This window comes from Clostridium autoethanogenum DSM 10061 (genome assembly GCF_001484725.1).
Taxonomy (GTDB): domain Bacteria; phylum Bacillota; class Clostridia; order Clostridiales; family Clostridiaceae; genus Clostridium_B; species Clostridium_B ljungdahlii.
In genome coordinates, this window is sequence record NZ_CP012395.1 from 2,445,979 (window position 1) to 2,468,061 (window position 22,083).

16 protein-coding genes and 1 other annotated feature (1 of these 17 only partly in view) are annotated in these 22,083 nt (G+C 29.5%); of the genes, 12 read left to right on the forward strand and 4 right to left on the reverse strand.

The window, feature by feature from the left end; genetic code table 11:
- Window positions 1–222: a binding site (T-box leader), on the forward strand; it begins 13 nt to the left of the window's first position.
- Window positions 223–328: 106 nt separating this feature from the next.
- From ileS to CLAU_RS11255, 5 genes are all read left to right on the forward strand, one after another.
- The gene (gene ileS / locus CLAU_RS11235; RefSeq protein ID WP_023162537.1) at window positions 329–3,436 is read left to right on the forward strand and encodes an isoleucine--tRNA ligase; all 3,108 of its coding nucleotides are present in this window, start codon (window positions 329–331) and stop codon (window positions 3,434–3,436) included.
- A 156-nt stretch (window positions 3,437–3,592) separates the two neighbouring features.
- The gene (locus CLAU_RS11240) at window positions 3,593–4,591 is read left to right on the forward strand and encodes a LacI family DNA-binding transcriptional regulator (protein ID WP_013236880.1); all 999 of its coding nucleotides are present in this window, start codon (window positions 3,593–3,595) and stop codon (window positions 4,589–4,591) included.
- A gap of 107 nt (window positions 4,592–4,698) precedes the next feature.
- A complete protein-coding gene (locus CLAU_RS11245) occupies window positions 4,699–5,307 on the forward strand; it encodes a DedA family protein (RefSeq protein WP_013236881.1) in 609 nt (202 codons plus the stop codon).
- A gap of 220 nt (window positions 5,308–5,527) precedes the next feature.
- Window positions 5,528–9,613 (forward strand): AAA domain-containing protein, encoded by a 4,086-nt coding sequence (locus tag CLAU_RS11250; protein ID WP_013236882.1) that lies wholly within the window; start codon window positions 5,528–5,530, stop codon window positions 9,611–9,613.
- Between the two features lie 137 nt (window positions 9,614–9,750).
- Window positions 9,751–10,818: a mannose-1-phosphate guanylyltransferase gene (locus CLAU_RS11255; protein WP_013236883.1), complete on the forward strand. Its 1,068-nt coding sequence runs from the start codon at window positions 9,751–9,753 to the stop codon at window positions 10,816–10,818.
- Between the two features lie 72 nt (window positions 10,819–10,890).
- On the opposite strand, the gene CLAU_RS11260 is transcribed toward CLAU_RS11255, so the two are convergent.
- On the reverse strand, window positions 10,891–11,142 hold the full coding sequence (locus CLAU_RS11260) for a GIY-YIG nuclease family protein (RefSeq protein WP_013236884.1): 252 nt from the start codon (window positions 11,140–11,142) through the stop codon (window positions 10,891–10,893).
- A 21-nt stretch (window positions 11,143–11,163) separates the two neighbouring features.
- The gene (locus CLAU_RS11265) at window positions 11,164–11,778 is read right to left on the reverse strand and encodes a DNA-3-methyladenine glycosylase (RefSeq protein WP_023162538.1); all 615 of its coding nucleotides are present in this window, start codon (window positions 11,776–11,778) and stop codon (window positions 11,164–11,166) included.
- Between the two features lie 113 nt (window positions 11,779–11,891).
- Between CLAU_RS11265 and larC the strand changes: the two genes are divergently transcribed.
- The 3 genes from larC (at window position 11,892) to CLAU_RS11280 (ending at window position 16,288) form a co-directional block, all read left to right on the forward strand.
- Window positions 11,892–13,169, forward strand: a complete 1,278-nt coding sequence (gene larC / locus CLAU_RS11270; protein WP_013236886.1) for a nickel pincer cofactor biosynthesis protein LarC — start codon at window positions 11,892–11,894, stop codon at window positions 13,167–13,169.
- A gap of 331 nt (window positions 13,170–13,500) precedes the next feature.
- On the forward strand, window positions 13,501–14,883 hold the full coding sequence (locus tag CLAU_RS11275; protein WP_023162539.1) for a radical SAM/SPASM domain-containing protein: 1,383 nt from the start codon (window positions 13,501–13,503) through the stop codon (window positions 14,881–14,883).
- A gap of 139 nt (window positions 14,884–15,022) precedes the next feature.
- On the forward strand, window positions 15,023–16,288 hold the full coding sequence (locus tag CLAU_RS11280) for an ABC transporter substrate-binding protein (RefSeq protein WP_023162540.1): 1,266 nt from the start codon (window positions 15,023–15,025) through the stop codon (window positions 16,286–16,288).
- A 148-nt stretch (window positions 16,289–16,436) separates the two neighbouring features.
- Here the strand turns inward: CLAU_RS11280 and CLAU_RS11285 are convergent, their stop codons facing one another.
- Window positions 16,437–17,555 carry a glycosyltransferase family 4 protein gene (locus CLAU_RS11285; protein ID WP_023162541.1) on the reverse strand — a complete coding sequence of 373 codons (1,119 nt, stop codon included), beginning with the start codon at window positions 17,553–17,555 and terminating at the stop codon, window positions 16,437–16,439.
- A 187-nt stretch (window positions 17,556–17,742) separates the two neighbouring features.
- Here CLAU_RS11285 and CLAU_RS11290 point away from each other — a divergent pair, with 187 nt between their 5' ends.
- From CLAU_RS11290 to CLAU_RS11305, 4 genes are read left to right on the forward strand one after another with little or no spacing between them, the layout of a single operon-like run.
- Entirely contained in the window at window positions 17,743–18,750 is a 1,008-nt protein-coding gene (locus CLAU_RS11290; RefSeq protein ID WP_013236890.1) for a CotS family spore coat protein, read from the forward strand.
- Between the two features lie 23 nt (window positions 18,751–18,773).
- Complete coding sequence (locus tag CLAU_RS11295; protein WP_023162544.1) at window positions 18,774–18,983, forward strand: hypothetical protein; 210 nt, start codon at window positions 18,774–18,776, stop codon at window positions 18,981–18,983.
- Window positions 18,984–19,020: 37 nt separating this feature from the next.
- Window positions 19,021–19,788 carry a spore coat protein gene (locus tag CLAU_RS11300; RefSeq protein WP_013236892.1) on the forward strand — a complete coding sequence of 256 codons (768 nt, stop codon included), beginning with the start codon at window positions 19,021–19,023 and terminating at the stop codon, window positions 19,786–19,788.
- A 20-nt stretch (window positions 19,789–19,808) separates the two neighbouring features.
- Window positions 19,809–20,831: a CotS family spore coat protein gene (locus CLAU_RS11305; protein ID WP_013236893.1), complete on the forward strand. Its 1,023-nt coding sequence runs from the start codon at window positions 19,809–19,811 to the stop codon at window positions 20,829–20,831.
- Between the two features lie 106 nt (window positions 20,832–20,937).
- Here the strand turns inward: CLAU_RS11305 and CLAU_RS11310 are convergent, their stop codons facing one another.
- Window positions 20,938–22,062: a glycosyltransferase family 4 protein gene (locus CLAU_RS11310; protein WP_013236894.1), complete on the reverse strand. Its 1,125-nt coding sequence runs from the start codon at window positions 22,060–22,062 to the stop codon at window positions 20,938–20,940.
- Window positions 22,063–22,083 lie beyond the last annotated feature (21 nt).

A 22,083-nucleotide genomic window follows, 5' to 3' on the forward strand; every position in this document is an offset into this window, starting at 1 on the left:
ACAGGAAAAGTATTTAAGTTTGTTTTTATTTACAGAGAGTGGGGGAGTGCTGAAAACCCATAGAAAAGCTTAAAGAAAATCACCTGGGAGTTGAAGAATTGAACAGTATTTTTATAATCACTTTAGTAAATTCTTACGTAATTCTACGTTACAGAATAGAGTATGGTAGTACTTAAATTTATTACCCATAGGTGGTACAGCGAGTTAAACTTCGTCCTATTTGGATGAAGTTTTTTTATTGCGTATTTTTTAGTTTAAAAATTATATGGTGTATAAACATTGAAAAATAGTAAAAACTTAACAATGAGAATAGAAAGGGGTTAAATCCATGTATAAAAAAATTGATAGTGATAAAACTTTTGTACAGATGGAAAAGGATGTTTTAAAATTATGGCAAGATAAAAAAGTAGTTGAAAAAAGTTTTAAAGAAAATGAGGATGGTGAATACTTTACTTTTTACGATGGACCTCCAACTGCAAATGGCAAACCTCATATAGGACACGTTCTAACTAGAGTTATGAAAGATCTTATACCAAGATATAAGGTTATGAGGGGATATAAAGTATTGAGAAAAGCAGGTTGGGATACGCATGGGCTTCCTGTTGAACTAGAAGTTGAAAAGAGTCTTGGGATTTCTGGAAAACCACAAATTGAAAAATACGGTGTAGAAGATTTTATAAAGAAATGTAAGAATAGTGTATTTACTTATGTAAGCCAATGGAAAGAAATGTCTGATAGGTTAGGATTCTGGGTAGACATGGATAATCCATATGTAACATATCACAATGATTACATAGAATCAGAATGGTGGGCACTTAAAAAAATATGGGAAAAGGATCTTTTATATAAAGGTCATAAAATAGTGCCATATTGTCCTAGATGTGGAACTGCACTTTCTTCCCATGAAGTTTCTCAAGGATATAAAGATGTAAAAGAGACATCAGTATATGTTAAATTTAAAATTAAGGACCAAGATAAATACATGATAGCATGGACAACTACGCCTTGGACACTTCCTAATAATATGGCATTAGCTGTAAATAAAAGCTATGATTATGTAGAAGTTCTTAATCAAGAACAACATTTAATACTAGCAGAAGCTATGTTAGAAAAGCTAGAGGGAGAATATGAAGTCTTAAGAAAGTTCAAGGGAGAAGAATTAGTTGGACTTGATTATGAACCAATCTTCAATTTCGCATCCTTTGAAGGAAAAGCACATTATGTTGTTCATGCAGATTATGTAACCTTAACAGAAGGTACTGGAATAGTTCATACAGCTCCTGCTTTTGGTGAAGATGATAGTATTACAGGGAAAAAATACAATATTCCTATGACAAATTCTGTAGATACTCAAGGAAGATATAAAGAAGAAGTTATTCCATGGAAAGGTCTTTTCGTAAAAGATGCTGATCCTAAAATAATAGAATATTTAAAAGAAAAAGGAATACTTTATAAGGCAGAAAAATTTACTCACTCCTATCCATTCTGTTGGAGATGTGATACTCCACTTTTATACTATCCAAGAGATACTTGGTTTATAAGAATGTCTCAAATGAGAGATAAACTAGTTAAAAATACTAATGATACAAACTGGTATCCTGATAATATAAGAACTGGTAGATTTGGAAACTTTGTTGAAGGAGTAATAGATTGGGGACTTAGCAGAGAAAGATATTGGGGTACACCTCTTCCAATATGGGAATGTGAATGTGGTCATAGAGAGTGCATAGGAAGTATTAAAGAATTAAAGGAAAAAGGAATAAATGTACCAGATGATATAGAACTTCATAAACCTTATATAGATAGAGTTAAGTTAAAGTGTCCTCATTGTGGAAAAGAAATGAAGAGAGTATCAGAAGTAATTGATTGCTGGTTTGATTCAGGTTCAATGCCTTTTGCACAGCATCATTATCCTTTTGAAAATAAAGAAGTTTTTGAGAAAAACTTCCCTGCACAATTTATATCTGAGGCAGTAGACCAGACTAGAGGATGGTTCTATACTCTTATGGCTATATCTACTGTAATGTTTGATAGAAGTCCATTTGAAAATTGTGTGGTTCTGGGACACGTTTTGGATAAACACGGATTAAAAATGTCAAAGCATAAAGGAAATGTTTTAAGTCCTTCTACTATTTTGGAAAATGAAGGAGCAGATGCAGCTAGATGGTATTTCTATACTGAAAGTGCACCATGGCTTCCATCTAGATTTTATGAAGAAGCAGTACAGGATAGTCAGAGAAAATTCTTAGGTACCCTATGGAATGTATATTCTTTTTATGTGCTTTATGCCGATTTAGATAATTTTAACCCTATGGATTATAAAGATTTTGTAAGTGAGAATGTAATGGATAAGTGGATAATCTCCAGATTGAATTCTCTTATAAAGCAAACTGAAGATCACTTAGATAATTATAGAATTACTCAAGCTGCTCAGAATATAGGAAACTTTGTAGATGAACTTTCAAACTGGTATGTAAGAAGAAATAGATCAAGATTCTGGAGTCAAAAGTTAACAGATGATAAAATAGGAGCATATTTAACATTATATAAAGTACTAAATAATTTATGTCTGGTAGCTGCACCATTTGTACCATTTATGACAGAAGAAATTTATCAAAATCTTGTAGTAAATCTTGATAAAAATGCAGTAGAAAGTGTTCATTTATGTAAATGGCCAGAATATGATTCAAGTGCAGTAGATGATAAACTTGAGAAAGATATGGAAGAAGCTTATAAGATAGTTAAACTTGGAAGAAGTGCTAGAAACAGTGCTAATATAAAAAATAGGCAGCCTCTTTCTGAAATGCTTATAAGTGTAAATACTCTTCCTGAATATTATGGAGATATAATAAAGGATGAATTGAATATTAAAAATATAGTTTTTAATGCAGATTTATCAAAGTATGTTAACTTTAGTATAAAACCAAATTTACCTGTATTAGGTAAAAAATATGGTAAATTAATACCAAAAATAAAGAATGAAATATCATCCATGAATCAAATGGAATTGGCACAAAAGATAAATGACAAGGAAACCGTAAAGATAAATATATCAGAGTCAGAAATAGAGTTAAATTCAGATAACTTACTTATTACAATGGAAGGCTTAGAGGGATTTGCATTTGCAGGAGAAGGAAGCACTGGAATTGTTTTAGAAACCGCAATTACAGAAGAACTTAGAGAAGAAGGAAATTTGAGAGAGATTTTAAGCAAAGTTCAAAATATGAGAAAAGAAAGTGGTTTCGAAGTTGCAGATAAGATAAATCTATATATTTCAGGTAATGAAAAACTTGAAGCGGTAGTGAAAAAGTTTGATGAAAGAATAAAAAAAGAAACTCTTTCTATGGATGTTATTTATAATGCCAATAGAGAATATAATAATTGTAACATTAATGGAGAAAAACTAGATATTGCAATGGAAGTAGTAAATAAATAAAGCAATTAGTAAATAGGCTAATCACTAATTTTAAATATATATTTATTTTAAAGTTAGTGATTAGTTTTAATTGGATATATGAAATATTGTAAATTAGCTTGTAATAAGTTAATTTTATAAGTATAATTATTAAAAAAGTAATTGGTAGGTGATAAGGTGGCAGCATCAATTAAAGACGTTGCTAGAGAGGCAGGAGTTTCAATAGCTACAGTATCTAGAGTACTTAATGATGTAGACGTTGTAAATGAAGAAACTAAAAAAAAGGTTTTAACAGCTATTGAAAAACTAGGTTATAGGCCCAATATAGTAGCAAGAAGTCTTAAAACTCAAAGAACAAGAACTATAGGGATAATAATCCCGGATATATCTAATCAGTTTTATCCTGAGATTGTAAGAGGAGCTGAAGATGTAGCAAATATATATGATTATAATATAATGTTATGTAATACTGATTTAGATATAGAAAAAGAAATGGAATATTTAAAGGTTCTGAAAGAGAAGATGGTAGATGGAGTTTTATATATGAGTAATTCCTTAGAACCAAAAATATTGGATCTCATAAAACAACTTCAGCTTCCAATGGTTTTAGTAGAGACCACAAATGAAAAAGAAAGTATACCTAGCGTAACTATTGATAATGAAAAAGCTGCATATGAAGGTGTAACTTATCTAATAAAAAATGGAAATAAGAATATAGCTTACATAGGTGAAAATCCAGATATGGCAAATGCTAGTGCCGTAAGGTACAAAGGGTATAGAAAGGTTCTTGAGGAAAATAACCTGAAGTTGGACAAAAGTAAGGTTTATTTTGGAAATGTTAAAGCAAAAGATGGTTACAAAGGAATGAGTGAAATACTCAGTAAAACTAAAGTAGATTCAGTATTTTGCACCAGTGATGAAGTGGCTATGGGAGCTATAAATGCACTTAGAGATAATAATATTAGGGTACCTGAAGACGTGGATGTAATGGGATTTGGCAATATATATTCTGCCTCCATATTTTATCCTAAGCTAACAACTGTAGCGCAACCCACTTATGACATGGGGTCTGTTGGAATGAGGATGCTCATAAAATTAATAAATAAGCAAGAACTTGAAAAAAAGAACTATGTATTGTCACATAAATTGATTGAGAGGGATTCCTGCAAAAAATAATTTTATTTAGGACAAAAATTTATTTATAAAAATTTAATACAAAAGTATTAAATGATAATATATAATTATAATCAAAAAAATATATATTATAGGGAAAGGAAAACGTAATGGTAGAAAAAATAATTGAAATAGTTATTTTTGTCTTAGATAAAACGGGGTATATAGGCACATTTGCAGCTATGGCTCTTGAGAGTGCCTGTATACCTATTCCAAGTGAAGCTATACTGCCATTTGGAGGATACCTAAGTTATACGGGAAGACTAAGTTTACCTCTTGTTATAATAGTTGGTACATTTGGAGGAACAATAGGTTCTTTAGGTGCATATTATATTGGAAAAATAGGTGGAAGACCTTTAGTTGAAAAATACGCGGAAAAACTCAGATTATCTAGGTCCCATATTGAAAAAAGCGATTATTATTTTAGCAAATATGGAGAAAAAATAGTGTTTTTTTCTCGACTATTACCTATAATCAGAACTTTTATCTCTCTTCCTGCAGGGATAAGTAAAATGGAAGTTAAAAAATTTATAATTTACACTTTACTTGGATCTTCTATATGGAGTATTATTTTAGGATATGCAGGTTATAAAATGGGAGAGAAATGGACAATTATACGACAATGGTTTCATTTTGCAGACATAGCATTAGTTGTTTTTATAATTATATTTGTATTGTATAAGTTAGTGTATAAAAAAATAAATAGGAAAAATTCTTAGACGGAATTTAATAAGTAAAAAAATTCAGTGAAAATATATTTCACTGAATTTTTTTGGCTGAAATTTGTATTTTATAAGGTACATAAAATCATTGAAAAAAATGCCGTCACATATATTTGAATTTTGTTTAACGATTTTTTTGAAGTATTTCCCTTATGATGGTATAATTTAACATAAAAGTAAATACATTAATTAGTTAACCACTATTAGGAGGGGGATTATGGAATACAGGGAAAAGATAAAAGAGATATTTTCTTATTTGCTAAGATTAAAAAAACTAAATGAAAAATCCGTAAGAAATGTTTATGATTATGATAAGTTGTACTGGGAAGAAGAGTTTTCCCATATGGCTGGATGTATTGTTAGTAAAACTGTTACCAGTGAAAATTGGATTGAGGTGAATAAAAAGTGTGGAAAGCTGTATCAGGAGTTTTTTAATCTATACCAGGAAAGTGAAAAAAATGGAGAGAATTTTGAGATAGTTTTTGGACATGGTTTAATTGTATGGAATATAGATAAGGAAAAAATACTTCACCCTGTTTTGACTACTAGAATGAAAATAGAATTTAATAAGGCAAAGGGCTCATTTATATTAATACCTTCAGGTAAGACTAGGTTAGAGACTTCCATTTTTGAAGGCCTGAAAGAATGTAATATGTCTGATATTATTTCCCTTGGAGATGAAGTAAGTCGTTTGAATTTAGATCCGAGAAATATAGAAAAAAGTAAGTCAGTATTTTTAAATTTAATTTCCCACATAAATGTTAAGGGTAAGTTGAGTCAGAGTAAGGTTTTAAAAAAGAAAATTGATTTTGAGCAGTTTCCTGTTATTTATAATTCCTCCGTTATATTGGTAAGAAAAAATAGTATGAAATTATGGCAGGTTGAAATAGCTAATATAATTGATGAAATAGATAATGGATATGAGATACCTGAGACCATTAAAGCTTTGGTTGATGAAGATGGGTCAGATTACAGTGGAGCTGATAAAAGCGAGTGGAAGGATGTGTCGGATAATTTGTTATTCCCGCTTCCTGCAAATTCAGAACAAAAAAGCATAGTAAAGAAAATATGTGAAAATTATGGAGTAGTTGTACAAGGACCACCTGGAACGGGAAAAAGTCATACTATAGTGAATTTGATATGTCACTTATTGGCAAATGGTAAAAAGATACTTGTAACTAGTCAAACAAGTAGAGCACTTAAAGTATTGACAGAAAAAATACCTGAAGAAATAAGACCTTTATGTATAAGTGTTTTGGGAAACGATATCAATTCGTTAAATGACCTTAACAAAGCTGTAAGAAAAATAACGGACAACCTCTCTATGGATCCAGAAATTATGGATGAAGAAGTTAAAAGTTTAGAAAAAGAATTAAGCTTTTGCAGGAGAAATGAGGAGCTTCTGTATGAAAAATTAAAAAAGATTCGAGAGAGGGAAAAGAGAAGTATAAATTATGAGGGAAAAGAGTATGACATTGTATATATAGCAAAGTGGGTCAAAGACAATAAAGACAAATATAGTTGGATGAAAGATAGAATAAAAATTGATCAAGTAATGCCGCTGTCAGATAAGGAATTCAATTTGTTAATATATCTGTTAGGGGATTTAGATAAGGATAAAAAGTGTAAGTTTGATAGCATTAAAAACATAATAAATAAATTACCTGACTTTAATGAAATATATAATAAAATTTCAGAGTATAAAAGATTAAATGGCCAATATGAAAATTATATTAAAACTGTAGAAGGGTGGCATATACCTAACGATAATAAATGCAACTATGAAAAAGTTTTAGAGCTTGCAAATATATGTAAAAGTAAAATTACCAAACTCCAGGAAAAAAATATATGGTGGAATGTATTTCAAGATTATCACAATAGTAAGATATCAAAGCAAACATTTAGAGACTTGTTGTGCAAAAGCAGCGAATACATGTTGAGCTTGAGTAGGATTAACAATCAGATTAGAAATTGCAAAATAGAGATTCCTGAAAATGTAAGCAAAAATAAGTTTATAGAAGACTTTGATATTTTATTTGATGCATTTAATGAAAAGGGAAAAGTAGGAAAAGTATTTATGATTTTTCATCCTGAATGCAAATATATACTGGAATATTGTAAAGTAAATGGTGCCTTATTAAAAAATACGGATCAAGCCTTAATAGTTAAACTCTATACCCAGCAGGAGAGGATTTTTGCTGCATTAAAGACTATGTGGAATAATGTAATGGAAGATTACGGTGGAGAAACAATAAACTCTAATTTAAGGGAAAGTGAGTTTATTGCTATTGAACAAAATTTAAATTATTTGGATGTTATAATAAATTGGGATATGGAGTATAAAAGGGAGATCTTAAGGGCTCTTGGGAAAATATCAGTTCCACAAAATATTGATTGGCATAAGAAAGAGACCTATGATTATTTAATTAAATGCGTAAATTTTATAAAGAATATGAATAAATATAATGAAGACAAAGCCTATATAGAGATATTGAAAAAGTTGATAAAAACTACGGAAAAGTTGAGAGATCTCTATAAAGCTGTGGACAATTTGAATATAGATGAAGTTAAGAGGATATTAAATGAATTTGAAGAAATTAAGTGTGTAAAAAATAAATCACTTAAAATAGATGAGTTAATAGGAAAAATGAAAAAAGTATGTCCCAAAACTTGCATAAATATATTGGATAACTGGGCTTACGATAAGGAAAAGTTTAACAGTTGGGGACAAGCATGGAAGTGGGCTAAATGGAATAGTTTATTACAGAGCACCTATGATTTCAATGATGATAATATAGGTGACCTTATAGAAAATGAAAAAAATAGGGAGAAGGTGCTTATAAAAGATATAGTATCAAAGAAGACTTGGTATAATCAGATAATTAAAACTAAGGAAAGTGAAAAAAGAAGCTTATTTTCTTGGGCTCAGGCAGTAAAAAGAATTGGCAAAGGCAGAGGTAAGATGGTGCCTCAGTATAGGAAGATAGCTCAAAAAGAAATGGAAAAATGTAAAAAGGTTATACCTGTATGGATTATGCCTTTAAATAGGGTTATTGAAAACATAAAGTTATCTAAAAATATGTTTGATGTAATAATATTTGATGAAAGTAGTCAGAGCGATATATTCTCATTGTGTGCACTTATGAGGGCTAAGAGAGCAGTTATAGTAGGTGATGACAAACAAATAAGTCCAGAAACTATAGGTATTGATCAGAATGTGGTGCATGACTTAATAGAGAAGTACTTGGAAAATATACCTCAAAAAGAATGGTTTGATCTTCAAGTTAGTTTGTATGATACAGCACTTAGGGTATTTCCAAGTAGATTAATGTTGAAGGAACATTTCAGATGCGTACCGGAAATAATAAACTTCAGTAATGATTTAAGCTATTCAGGTGAAATAGTGCCTCTTAGATATCCTAAAATATGTGAAAAATTTTATCCAGCGATAAACACTGTTAAAGTAAATGGCGGGGCTAGAGATGCATCTAAGCCTATAAATGTTAAGGAAGCTGAATGTTTAGTAGATAAGGTTGTTTCCTGCTGTAGGGATAAAAGATATTCTAATATGTCTATGGGTGTTATATCTTTACTTGGGGAACCTCAAGGGCATCTTATAGAAAATATGCTTAGAGAAAAAATAGGTGTAGAAGAGATGATAAATAGAAAGCTCATATGTGGAGATGCTTACTCTTTCCAGGGTGATGAGCGGGATATAATGTTTTTATCTATGGTTATTTCAAAGGATGTAAAATTTGCTCCACTTACTAAAGAAAATGACATAAGGAGATTTAATGTAGCTGCAAGTAGGGCTAGAAATCAGATGTGGCTATTTCATTCAATAGACTTAGAAGATTTAAATGAGGAATGTGTGCGTTATTCTCTCTTAAATTACTTCCTAAATTATAATAAGTATAGTGTTAAAAATAAAAGTATGGAATATGCATTTCAATCTAGATTTCAAAAAGACGTGTATGGCATTATAAAAAACAAGGGATATAAAATTGTGCCTGAGGTAAAAATAGGTAAGTACAAAATAGACTTTGTTGTGGAGGACGTGAGAAATAGGGTTGCAATTATATGTGATAGTGAACTGTCTCAGAAAAATTACAGCTCTAAGGAGATTATGGAAATCCAATTAGATTTAGAAAGATTAGGTTGGATATTTTATAAGATAAGAGAAGGTGAATTTTATTATAACCCGGAAAGGGTTATGGAAAAACTTTGGAGTAAGCTAAATAATATAGGTATTGAACAGTACAAGCTAGAAGAAATTCAGAATAAAAATCTTCAAGTTGTATAAAATATAGTGCCTTAAAAATGTTTTTAAGGCACTATATTTTTAGTCTTGTAATGAAATAATATTTTAAACAGTATTTCACAATTACAATAATTTATACATAGTATAAAACATAGCAAGTATTATTTGGAGTGAATTTATTGTTGTATGCACTAATTCTTGCAGGAGGTAAAGGAACAAGATTATTTCCATTATCTAGAGCTAAAAATCCAAAACAATTTTTAAAAATTGTAAATAATAAGAGTTTTTTAAGAAATACTGTAGATAGAATTAAGCCTTTAGTTGATACAAATAATATATATGTAGTTACTAATGAGGAATATATAGATAGAGTTCAAGCGGAACTTCCGGATATAAGTAGAAATAATATATTTGCAGAACCAGAAAATAAGGAAACAGCCACCTGTATAGGATTTTCGGCGGTGAAATTGTTAAAAAAGGATCCTCTAGCTACTATGATAATTTTGCCTTCAGATCATTATATAGAAAGTCAAAAATTATTTATAGATACCATAAATAAAGCGGTTGAGATTGCAGAAAAGAAAAAAGGACTTGTAACCATTGGAGTTAAACCCATAAGACCTGAAACAGGATATGGCTATATTGAAATGGGCGAAAAAATAAATATAGGAGTTAATGCTTTTAAAGTAGAAAGATTTTTAGAAAAGCCCAATATAGAAGTCGCAAAAGATTTGATATTAAAAGGAACCTATTTATGGAACAGTGGTATGTTTGTGTGGAAGGTGGATGTTTTTTTAAGAGAAATGCAGAAGTACCTTCCTAAAATGTATAAGAGTATGGCTCTTATATATAAAAACCTGGATACAAAACAGGAGGAGAAGGTAATACAGGAACAATATAAACGTATAGATGGGATATCTGTAGATTTTGGAATAATGCAAAAAACCAGAAAAGCTTATGTCATTAAATGCGAATTTTTATGGGATGACATAGGTACTTTTACTGCGTTAGGAAGGTTTCTTAAGGATGTAAAGGGTAATAATGTAAAGGGGAATACTGTAATAGAGTCTAGCGAAAGTTGTACTGTATTTGGAGGTGATAAACTTATAATAGTATTTGGGGTTAAGGATTTGATAGTAATAGATTCTGAAGATGTGCTTTTAATTATGGACAAAAATAGAGATCAGGAGGTAAAATATCTAGTAGATATTTTAAAGAATAAAAGTAACTTAAAAAAATACATTTAATGAAGAAATTGTAATTATGGAATATAGAGGCAGTTTCCATCTAAGAGATAATGTCAGTGAGTTTGTAAAATATCAAAGTTGCTGACAATTTTTTATTAAATTTAGCTTATTTTGTCGACTCATTTTTTTTATAATAAATTCTCTATGTAAGGCTTCACCTTTTAGTATATACTCTTCAAAATAAATTAGCTTTACTGGAAGCCTTCCTCTAGTATATTTGGCTCCCTTTCCTTTGTTATGAGTGGATATTCTTTTGTCTAAATTATTGGTGTAACCTGTATAAAGTGTTCCATCACTACATTTTAATATATATACATAATTCATTTTTTAATCTCTTCCATAAGCTTATTTTACAGATACGTAAGCATTATCTTTTATATAAAACCTCCAGAGGTAATCTGCAGCTTCTTCTGCATAATCTACACCTATACGTTTAGAGCTTTTTATGCTGATATTTTCAATATTATTTCCTTCGATGTATAGGTCACTTTTACAAAGATCTTTTCTATTTTGACTTTTATCTATGAGAAGTGCCTTGCATAGTTTACCAGGGCCATTGGTTAAATTCTTAATTTGACGTTTATTTAATAGGCTGTATTCTTTTGCATATCTGTTCAAGGACATGTATTCTAAACAAGTGAGAGGTTCTAATGCTCTTATAAGTACGCCTTCAGGAATACCTTCTCTTTCAGTTACTACATTGAAGCAATAGTACATTCCATATATTATAAATACGTAGGAAAAACCACAAGGGCCATACAGGGCTTCTGTTCGTTTAGTACGTCTGTTTCCATAGGCATGAGCAGCTTTATCTATAATTCCTTTATAAGCTTCTGTTTCCACTATTTTCCCAGACAATTTTTTACCGTTTATTTCATGAACTAATACTTTACCTAAGAGACTTTTTGCAACTGATAAGGTATCCCTTCCGTAAAAATCTCTATCTAATTTGTTAGACAAATTATGCAACCTCCCTTAGTCTTATATGATATTATTATATCATATAAGACTAATAATTATGTTATAGGGATTTTCAACTAGAAAACCCTTATAGAGTGGGAGAGATTAAAATTATGAAAATACTTTATTATGATTGCTTTTCTGGAATAAGTGGGGATATGAATTTAGGTGCTTTAATAGATGCTGGAGTAGATAAGGATTATTTAACTTTTGAATTAGCAAAGCTTAATATAGATGGTTATGAGATTAATATTAAGAAGGATATAAAAAATGGCATTTCAGGGACTAAAGTAGACGTAGTTTTGAAAAATAATTCTGTATGTGCACATCATCATAGAAATTTAGAATATATAGAAAACATGATAAGTTCAAGTAGTCTAAGCTCTAGGGTTAGGGAAATAAGTAAGGGAATTTTTAAAAAAGTAGCACAAGCTGAAGCAAAGGTGCACAGTAAACCTATAAATGAGGTTCACTTTCATGAAGTTGGGGCAGTGGATTCTATAGTGGACATTGTTGGAGCTGCTATATGTTTTGATTATTTGGATGTGGATAAAGTGGAAGCTTCTAAGGTGGAAGTTGGTAGTGGGTTTGTAAAGTGTGCTCATGGTATATTACCTGTGCCAGCACCTGCTACAGCAGAGATATTAAAAAACGTTCCTATAGAATCTAAAGTGAATTTTGAAGCCACTACACCAACAGGTGCAGCTATTTTATCTTATCTATGTTCAAATTTTACTTCGGATAAGAATTTTAAAGTAACAAAAATAGGATATGGAATAGGAAGTAAGGATAATGATGATATTCCAAATGTTTTGAGAGTTTTTATAGGAGAACCTATATCTTATGAAAAGAATAACCATAAGAATTGTTATTGGAATAAAGATGAGAAAACTGAATATATATTAAATAGAAGAAACATGGATAAATCTAGCTTTAAAGATGAAGTAGGATGTATTAAAGAAGAAGCACAAGTTATAGAATGCAATATAGATGATATGAATCCTGAAAAATATCAATATATAATAGATAAATTGTTACAAATAGGAGCTTTAGATGCGTACTTGACTCCCATAATAATGAAGAAGGGAAGGCCGGCAGTAAAATTGAGCGCGCTTTATAAGGATGAAGCAGAAGAAGAGATTAGAGATATTATTTTAACAGAAACTACTACCTTGGGATTTAGAAAATATAAAGTAGAAAGGAATATGTTATATAGAGATTTTACAAAGGTAGTTACAAAGTATGGTCAAGTAAATGTAAAAAATGCTTATTACAAAGGCAAAAAAATAAAAAGCAAAATTGAATATGAGGATTGTAAAAAACTTGCTTTAAAAAATAAAATAAGTATAGATGAAATATATAGGGAGGTTATGTCTAAAACATTTAAATGAAAAAGTGTTTTAGATGAAAAATTGCAGGATAAAATGAATTGTGCAATATTGAGTGGGAATTATTGAATATTTGCATATAAAATTAATATAATATTGTTTTAGATTATATTAATTTTATTAAATGTTGTTATGCTAATAAATGCATCTAATGTTATTTTATTGACAAATAACTGCTAAAAGGTATAATTATGGTATGCGGTTTGAATAATTCATATTGTTTAATAGAGATTCATTTTTTTATATTATTGCGTATTTTCCCATAAATGAGAAGGAAATGGCTATTTTTTAAAGACTTATTTTTCATATTATTATTTATCAGGAGGAATGGCAGATGAAGGTAACTGGAATATTGGAAAAGGCAACTAAGAATGCATTAGCTAAAGCCGGTGTAGAATTGCTGAATAGAGACCCAGAAGAAAGCCTTGATAAGCTGTTTGCTTTGATTAAGAAAACAGTAAAAAAAGACGAAGAGAATTTAGCTAGAGTAGAAAGAGTTCAGGAATTATACGAAACTAATCAAGCAATTCATAAACTTGTTATAGGCATTATTAAAAATTCTAATAAAAAGTGTATGGATAAACTTTTTACCAATTTTTTCTCAAATGCAGTTTGGTATGGAATGCCAAAAAGAGAGCAGTTTTTTCAAGATACAGGTATAAAGACACCATTTACAATATTGATGAGTCCATCTATGAGATGTAATTTAAGGTGTACAGGATGTTATGCTTCAAGTTATAGTAAAGAGGATGATATTCCCAAAGAGGAAGTAGATAGAATTATTGGTGAAGCTAGAAAACTTGGAATTTATTATTTTATAATTCTTGGTGGAGAACCTTTTATAAATGACTATATGCTTGATATATACAAAAAATATAATGATTGTATATTTACACCATTTTCAAATGGCACCCTTTTTGATGAGAAATTAGCGGATAAGATAAAACAGCTGGGAAATGTAATTCCTATGTTTTCTGTGGAGGGTTTTGAAGAAGAGACAGATAAAAGAAGAGGAAAAGGTATATTTAAAAAAGTTATGCATGCAATGGATCTTTTGAAAGAACGAGGAGTTTTATTTGGAGTATCTACTGCAACCAGTAGGTATAACATAGATACAGTTACATCAAGTGAATTTATAGACATGCTTGTTGAAAAGGGAGCAAAAATGGGGTGGTATTTCTTATTTATGCCTGTAGGTAAAGAACCTGATGTAAATGTAATGCTTACTCCAGAGCAGAGAATACGCTTAGGAGAAAAAATAAGAGAAATAAGAAATACGAAGCCGTATTTTACTATTGATTTTTTTAATGATGCACCTTATGTTGGAGGATGTATTGCAGGAAAATACTATTGTCACATAAATTCCAAGGAAGAAGTGGAACCTTGTATATTTGCTCATTTTGCAGTAGATAATTTAAAAGGCAAAAAGCTTGTGGATGTATTTAAGTCAGATTTTTTTAAGGAATTAAGAAATAGACAACCATATAATAAGAATTTGCTATTGCCTTGTATGATGATTGACAATACTAATGAAATTAGGGAAATTGCTAAAAAGACAGGCGCAAAGCCTACAGACGAAGGTGCAAGAATGATGCTTGAAGATCTAGAATTTCAAAAACAACTTGATAAATTATCAAAGGAATACAAGCCTTATGCAGAAAAGGCTTGGAAAAAAGATTTTAATTCTGAAGGAAATTATAAAATGTCTAAAGGCTAAACCTTTAAAATATCCAGAGAGATTTATTCTCTGGATATTTTACTTTAATCAGAAGTTTGTGATTAATCACTGAAGTTGAAAGATAATTGGTATTATTATAAAATATACATATTAGATTGAAATCAATAGGAGAATTTTTATGAAAAGATATATAAGGATAACATTGCTTCTAATAATGTTAGTAACGTTATGTTTAATGGTAGTTTCCTGTAATAAAAAACAGGATAGCGAAAATAATGAAAGAGTACTTAAAGGAAATATTAAAATTGTTACGGATGTAGAACATGGACCTCAATTTGAACTTGCAGCAGAGGCATTTGAAAAATTGCATAAGAAAGTTAATATAAATGTTATTACGGTAAAGGATACAGATAACAATGTTGAAGCGATATTTAATGGACCGCAGTATGAAGCAGACATAACTACAATAAATGATAGCAGTATAAAGCACATTATAATCAAAAATCCAGAAAAATTTTTAGATATGACAGATTCGGTAAAGGGATATAAAGATGAATTATTAACAAATAAGATTTATAACGATACTATAAAAGGTAAAATTTATGCTTTACCTTGGGACACTTACCCTAAAGCCTTGTTATATAGAAAAGATATATTTGATAAAGAAGGCATAGACGTAAATACGATTAAAAGCTGGAGTGATTATATAGAAGCAGGAAGGAAAATAAGTAAAGATACTGGAAAGATATTTATTGCAAATTCTTCAGAAGACAATAATGATATTTATCTACTGCTCTCAAATCAATTGGGAACATCTTATTTTAACCAATCTGGGAAATCAGATTTTAAATCGCAAAAGTGGGCTAGAGTTATCGAAATATCAAAGATCCTTTATGGAGAAGGACTTATACAAGAAATTTCTTCTAAAGACGAAGTTATAAACAAAGCACAGCTAAGCAAGATAGTATCCTTTATTGCAGATCCTACTTATGCTGTAACTTTAATGAACAAGTTTCCACAGTCTAAAGGTAAGTGGGGTGTAATGAAATTACCTGCCTTTGAAGATGGAGGTAATAGGGATGTGTCTTTAGGTGGAATTAATTTAGTTATAAATAAAAATACTTCTGAATCAAATTTGTCAGAGGAGTTTGTAAAATTTTCACTTACAGATGGAAAGCTTCAAATGGATTTATTAAATAAATATGGCAGATTCCCAGTTAGCACAGATGCTTACAATTTTGTAGATTTAAATAAAAACATAACGTATTTTGATAGTACAATATGGAATCTTTTTGGGAGTGTAGAACAAGGATCATTTAGTATAAATTATACAAAAAATTTTCCTGATATAAGAGAAAAAATAAGAGGAGTTTTAAATCAAACAAACATTAAAAGTGAAAATTATAAATCTATAATAGAAGGGTTGGAAGCAATTTTAAAATAATTACATGAAACGTTTACAAAATTAGCAAAATGATGTATAATATGAATATAGGGGATTAATCATAGGGATTTTTTAACATAAATAAAACCTTCTAACTAGGAGCGTCAGTAGTTAGAAGGTTTTATTTTATTAAAGGGTTTGGAAAGATTTACATGTCTAAAATTTTCTTATAAACTTCAATAGTTTTTTCAGAAGATTTTTCCCAAGAGTATTTTGATGATTGCTTTAAGGCTTTTGCACTTAACTCATTTCTTATATTTTCATCATTAAGTAATGCTTCCATGGAATACATAAGGCTTTTTAAATCAAATGGATCTATAAGTATACCACCATCTTCTACTATTTCAGGAATAGATGAAATACGTGAGGTTATTACAGGGGTACCACAGCTCATTGCTTCTAGAGGAGGTAGTCCAAAACCTTCATATAAAGATGGATATATAAATACATCACAGGCATTATAAAAAATAGGAAGCATATTTTCTTCTACAAATCCTGTAAACTTAATGTTATTATCTATATTCAAATCTGTACTCAAGTTTCTCAATTTACATAATTCATCTTTACTGGAACCTATAATAACTAAATCATAATTTTTATCCAAGTTTTTATGAATTTTAGAAAAAGCAGTAATTAGTGAAGATACGTTTTTTCTGGAGCTAAAACCACCTATATAGAGAATAAAAGAATTTTTTATGTTATATTTATCCTTTATGTTGTATTGGCATTTATCTTTTTCCAAAGGCTTATATTTTTTATCTGCAGCTAAAGGAGTTACGAATATTTTATTTTCATCTATAGGAAAGAATTTCAGAATATCTTTTTTTGAACAATTAGATACAGTTATTATTCCATCTGCCAGTTCAACAATATTAGGAAGCTCTTTTAAAAATTTTGACAAATATCCTTTACCTACAGTCTCAGGAAGTATATATGGTATTAAATCGTGAATGGTAACTACCTTTTTGCAGGTTATATTTTTTGATATGCCAATACCGTTTTGGGGAATGTGGTATATATCTATAGCTTCCTTTTTTAAGTTTTCTGGAAAATAATATTCTTCAAAGAATCTATGGTGTTTTTTAGAGCTCATTAATATTTTAGTATTTTTATATAAAAATTTTTCGTAATTGCTCCCGGACCAGTATATATTATAAAAATTCTCTGTATGCTTTTTAAGCATATATTTTAGGATTTTAGCTGTATAAGTGCCTATACCGGTACCTTTATACCAATTGATTCCTCTTCCGTCAATGGCAATTTTCATTGATTTTATACCTCCACAGTCTAGTAATTCTAAAATGGTTAAAGTGTTATATTATATAATATTAATACTAATATAAAAAGGTGAATACAAATTGTAGATGAATAATTAAGAGGACATTTCAATTTAGCACACACGGATATCTTTATTCATATACTACATATATAGTAATTTTTGGAGGAAAAGGCTTTTGGATATATTAGAAGTAAAAAAATATGTTGAAGATGCTTATGATCTCCATATTGAATTTATAGAAAAAGTTAAAAGTATATATAAGGTTCATACAAAATACAATAAATATTGCTTAAAGGTAATAAATTACGATTTTGGACATTTCTTATTTATAATTTCTGCCATAAAGCATCTCCAAAATAAAAGTTTTAAAAGCATACCTGAAATAATTAAAACTAAGCAGGGAAAAGATTATGTAGAAATAGAAGGGGGTCATGCCTATTTATGTAGATGGGTTGATTCTAGACAGTGTAATTTTGAAAATCCGTTGGATGTTTTAGTTGCAACTTCTAAATTAGCAGAACTTCATAAAAAAAGTTGTAATTTTAAGGTGCTAAAAAATATGAATCCTAGGATAGGATGGTTTAAATGGATAGATACTTTTAAAACTAGAGAAAGCGAAATATTAGATTTTAAAAAAAGAATATTAAAAAAAGACCATAAGGAAGAATTTGATATATTGTATCTAAATTCTATGGAAAAGGAAATAAGTATTGCAGAAAAGTCTATAAAAGATTTAAAAAAAACCAGGTATTTGGATGAAATGAAACAAGAAATCTTGAATAATGGATTTTGTCATCATGATTATGCCAACCATAATATTTTAATAGATACTGAAGGAGAAATAAATATTATAGATTTTGATTACTGTATATTAGATACTCATCTTCATGATTTGGCTAGCTTGCTTATAAGAAGGATGAAAAACGGCAAATGGAATATGAATAATGCGTCTTTTATAGTTGATGCATATAGTACTATAAATGTTGTAAAAACAGAGCATATACCTATTATGTCAGCTTTTATGGAGTTTCCTCAAGGGTATTGGCAGCTCGGAATACAGTATTATTGGGAAAAACAGCCTTGGGGAGAAGAGGCATTTATAAAAAAGTTAAAGAGAATTTTAGGTGACACAAGAGAAAGACTGGAATTCATAGATGAGTTTAAGAAGAGCAAATATAATTAAGATTTTAAAAGGAGGAACATCTAATGTCACATAAGAAGTCACATAAGAAGTCTCATAATAAAAATATAGATGAATTTGAAAATAAGGATTTAGGATATTATGAAAGTAAAGTGGATAGTTTAAAGAAAACTGTAAAACAGCTAGAAAAAATGAATAAAAGAAAAAAGGAAGTTATGAAATTAGAGAAAAAGAGGAAAAAGATGTTAAAGGAAATGAGAAAAATGCATAGATAGGGCAATCTCACAGGCAAAACAAAGAGGTGGTTTAAAAGTGTACTTTGAGGATGTTGAATCATGCTTTGTTAATTATTTAGAATCGAAAAAAATATTTAAAGTAAAAGAATTTGATAATACAATAAAGTACAAGGATATATCTATAGATAACATAAAAGAACAAATGTTTATAATTAGTGAATTTCATAGAAGAACTTTAAAATACAGTGGTATTATGAATAAACGACTATATAACAATATAGGAAAGGAAGTAGAACAGTATAGAGTTTATACGAAGAAATTGAAAAAATATTTAGATAGAGTAGAGAAGTTACAAAACAAGACTATATTTCAGGAAAAACTAAATCAAATAGGAAAAAAATATTTAATAAGAGCAGAAAGCTGTATGGATAACCTGGATAAAAACAGTTATACAGATTTAATAATTAGAAGCATGAAAAGGGTGGAAATGTGTCTCAGAAACACATATTTTAATAATCTGAGGAAAAAAAGAGATATAGAAGTTATAGATATACAAGGATGCTGCTATAACATGGTAGAGATGGATGCAGTATATTTTTTAAACAGAATAAAAAGGAAAGGCATAAATGCAGACTTTTATGAAATTATAATGGAATTTTGTAAGTACGAACATTTAAAAAGTAGTAGTGTGCAGTTTATTTTGTCAATGATTTCTTATCCTAATGAGGTTATGAAATGCTGCAGCAAATATATATATGGTACAAAAAATTGGACAGAAGAAGAATATGTACTTAAACTAAATAAAGCCATGAATGAAGATGGAGAGAGTCTAATTAAATTTTAGATGGTAAGGGGGAGGCAGAATTGGTAGACAGATATGGTGAAAAAAAATATTTAACCAAGTATGATTTGTGTACAAAGCTTTTTGATAGATTTGATTTAAAAGTATATGATGTTGTACCGGTTAGAAGTGTATATATGATTTCCACAGACAAAGGGGAAAAAATTTTAAAAAAGGTAGATTATACCCTAGATGAGCTGAAGTTTATATATAATGTTTTAAATTATGTGAGAACAAAATTTCCTAGAATAATAAATTTTGTGAAGAATAAAGCAGGAGAAATATATACTATTTGGGATGGAGATATGTACTGTATAATGGATACAGTAAATGGAACGGAATGTAACTTTAGCAATCCTATAGAACTGAATATTGCAGCAGAAGGCTTAGGTGAATTTCATCTTGCTTCTGAAGGATTTAAGACAGGTATATATAACAAGAGTAATAATGGAAAATTGATTGATTCTTTTAAGAGAAGAATTCAGGAAATGGAATTTTTTAAAAATATAGCAAATATTCATGAGAAAAAGACAGAGTTTGATGAAATATTTATAAAAAATTGGAGTTACTATATAGAGGAAATAGAAAAAAGCATAATATTACTTCAACAATCTCATTATTATAAATTGTGTAGTGAGGAGGATAAAGTAGTAGTATGCCACCATGATTTAGCGTATCATAATATATTAATAAATGAAAATCAAGCGTATTTTATAGATTTTGATTATGCCATCATAGACCTTAAAGTTCATGATCTTTGTAACTTCATAAACAAAGTTATTAAAAATTTTGCCTTTGACATAGATAAAACTAATTCTATAATAAATAGTTATTGCAATAAAAATAATTTAAGTCGTAGGGAACTTGAGGTACTATATGCTATGCTAGATTTCCCTAATGATTTTTACACTATAGCAAGAGATTATTATAGTAAGCGTAAGGAGTGGGAAGAAGAAGTATTTTTAGATAGATTGAAGAGGAAAACTAGATATAAAGAAGATAGAAAAGAATTTTTACAGGAATTTAGAGATAAAATCCTAAATTAGGTGAATAATATATTAAAAAAATAAATAAAGTATGTAAGAAACCGCATATATCCTTAGAATCTATGTATTTCAAAGATATATGCGGTTTCTTACAATTTTAAATTGATTATTTTCTCAGAATTTTGTTGTATGCATCCAAGGTATTTTGGGTAGTTTTCCCCCAACTTAGTTCAGAAGCTCTTTTCATACCTGAGGATATTAATTTAGTTCTAAGGTTGTTATCTGAAAGTACGGTTAACATGGATTCATATAAATTAGTTTGGTCTGTAGGGTCTACGAGAAGAGCACCATTTTCAACTACTTCAGGAAGGGAAGTTGTATTTGATACTATTACAGGTATTCCACAGGCCATAGCCTCTATTGGAGGAAGACCAAATCCCTCGTAAAAAGAAGGATATACAAATAATTCAGCCCCATTATATATATATGGAAGATGATCCATAGATATAAACCCTGGGAATATAACTTTGTCCGATATATTTAATTCTTCAGCACGATTCTTATATATGCTGTAGGATATTCCTTTGTTACCGGCGATAACCAAGTTTAAAGGACTTTTATATGAAGATACTAACTTACTAAAGCTTTCTATAAGCCCGAGTATATTTTTCCTTGGGCTAAATCCACCTACGTATAGTATATAATCTCCAGTTATAGAGTAATATCTTTTAGCAACATATTTGCTTATTCTTTTATCCAGGGGTTTATATATCTCTTCACTGGCTAGAGGGGTGACATATATTTTGTCTTCTGGGAAATCAAAGGCCTTCATGATGTCTTTTTTAGAAAAATTTGAAACCGTAATAATCCCATCACACTGGGGTATTGCTTTAGGTATATAGTCTGAAAAAACTTTGAGATATCTATCACTTACGGTTGAAGGCATTCTATAGGGAATTACATCGTGAAGTGTTATGACAAATTTACAATTTTTATGAATTGGAAGTCCAACTCCATTTTGAGGAACATGATACAATTGTATATTAGTATCTTTTATTGTATTCGGTACATTGACTTCTTGCCAAAAATTGTGATTATTGTCTTGAGGGAGCGTGTCTAGCCTAAAGTTTTTTTTAAAATTTATATTGTCTCTAAATCCCTCCGGCATGAAAAGTAAATAATTATTTATATTATCAATATTATTTAAACAATTTAGTAGTTGGTAAGTATAAGTACCTATACCAGTACCTCTATACCATTTTGCGGCACGTCCATCAATGCCTATTTTCATAAAGTTATTCCTCTCTAAATT

Bases quoted from the DNA above. Each gene is read 5' to 3' on its own strand.
- ileS (WP_023162537.1), top strand. From the start codon at position 329: ATGTATAAAAAAATTGATAGTGATAAAACTTTTGTACAGATGGAAAAG.
- CLAU_RS11245 (WP_013236881.1), top strand. From the start codon at position 4,699: ATGGTAGAAAAAATAATTGAAATAGTTATTTTTGTCTTAGATAAAACG.
- CLAU_RS11250 (WP_013236882.1), top strand. From the start codon at position 5,528: ATGGAATACAGGGAAAAGATAAAAGAGATATTTTCTTATTTGCTAAGA.
- CLAU_RS11260 (WP_013236884.1), bottom strand. From the start codon at position 11,142: ATGAATTATGTATATATATTAAAATGTAGTGATGGAACACTTTATACA.
- larC (WP_013236886.1), top strand. From the start codon at position 11,892: ATGAAAATACTTTATTATGATTGCTTTTCTGGAATAAGTGGGGATATG.
- CLAU_RS11275 (WP_023162539.1), top strand. From the start codon at position 13,501: ATGAAGGTAACTGGAATATTGGAAAAGGCAACTAAGAATGCATTAGCT.
- CLAU_RS11280 (WP_023162540.1), top strand. From the start codon at position 15,023: ATGAAAAGATATATAAGGATAACATTGCTTCTAATAATGTTAGTAACG.
- CLAU_RS11285 (WP_023162541.1), bottom strand. From the start codon at position 17,555: ATGAAAATTGCCATTGACGGAAGAGGAATCAATTGGTATAAAGGTACC.
- CLAU_RS11295 (WP_023162544.1), top strand. From the start codon at position 18,774: ATGTCACATAAGAAGTCACATAAGAAGTCTCATAATAAAAATATAGAT.
- CLAU_RS11310 (WP_013236894.1), bottom strand. From the start codon at position 22,062: ATGAAAATAGGCATTGATGGACGTGCCGCAAAATGGTATAGAGGTACT.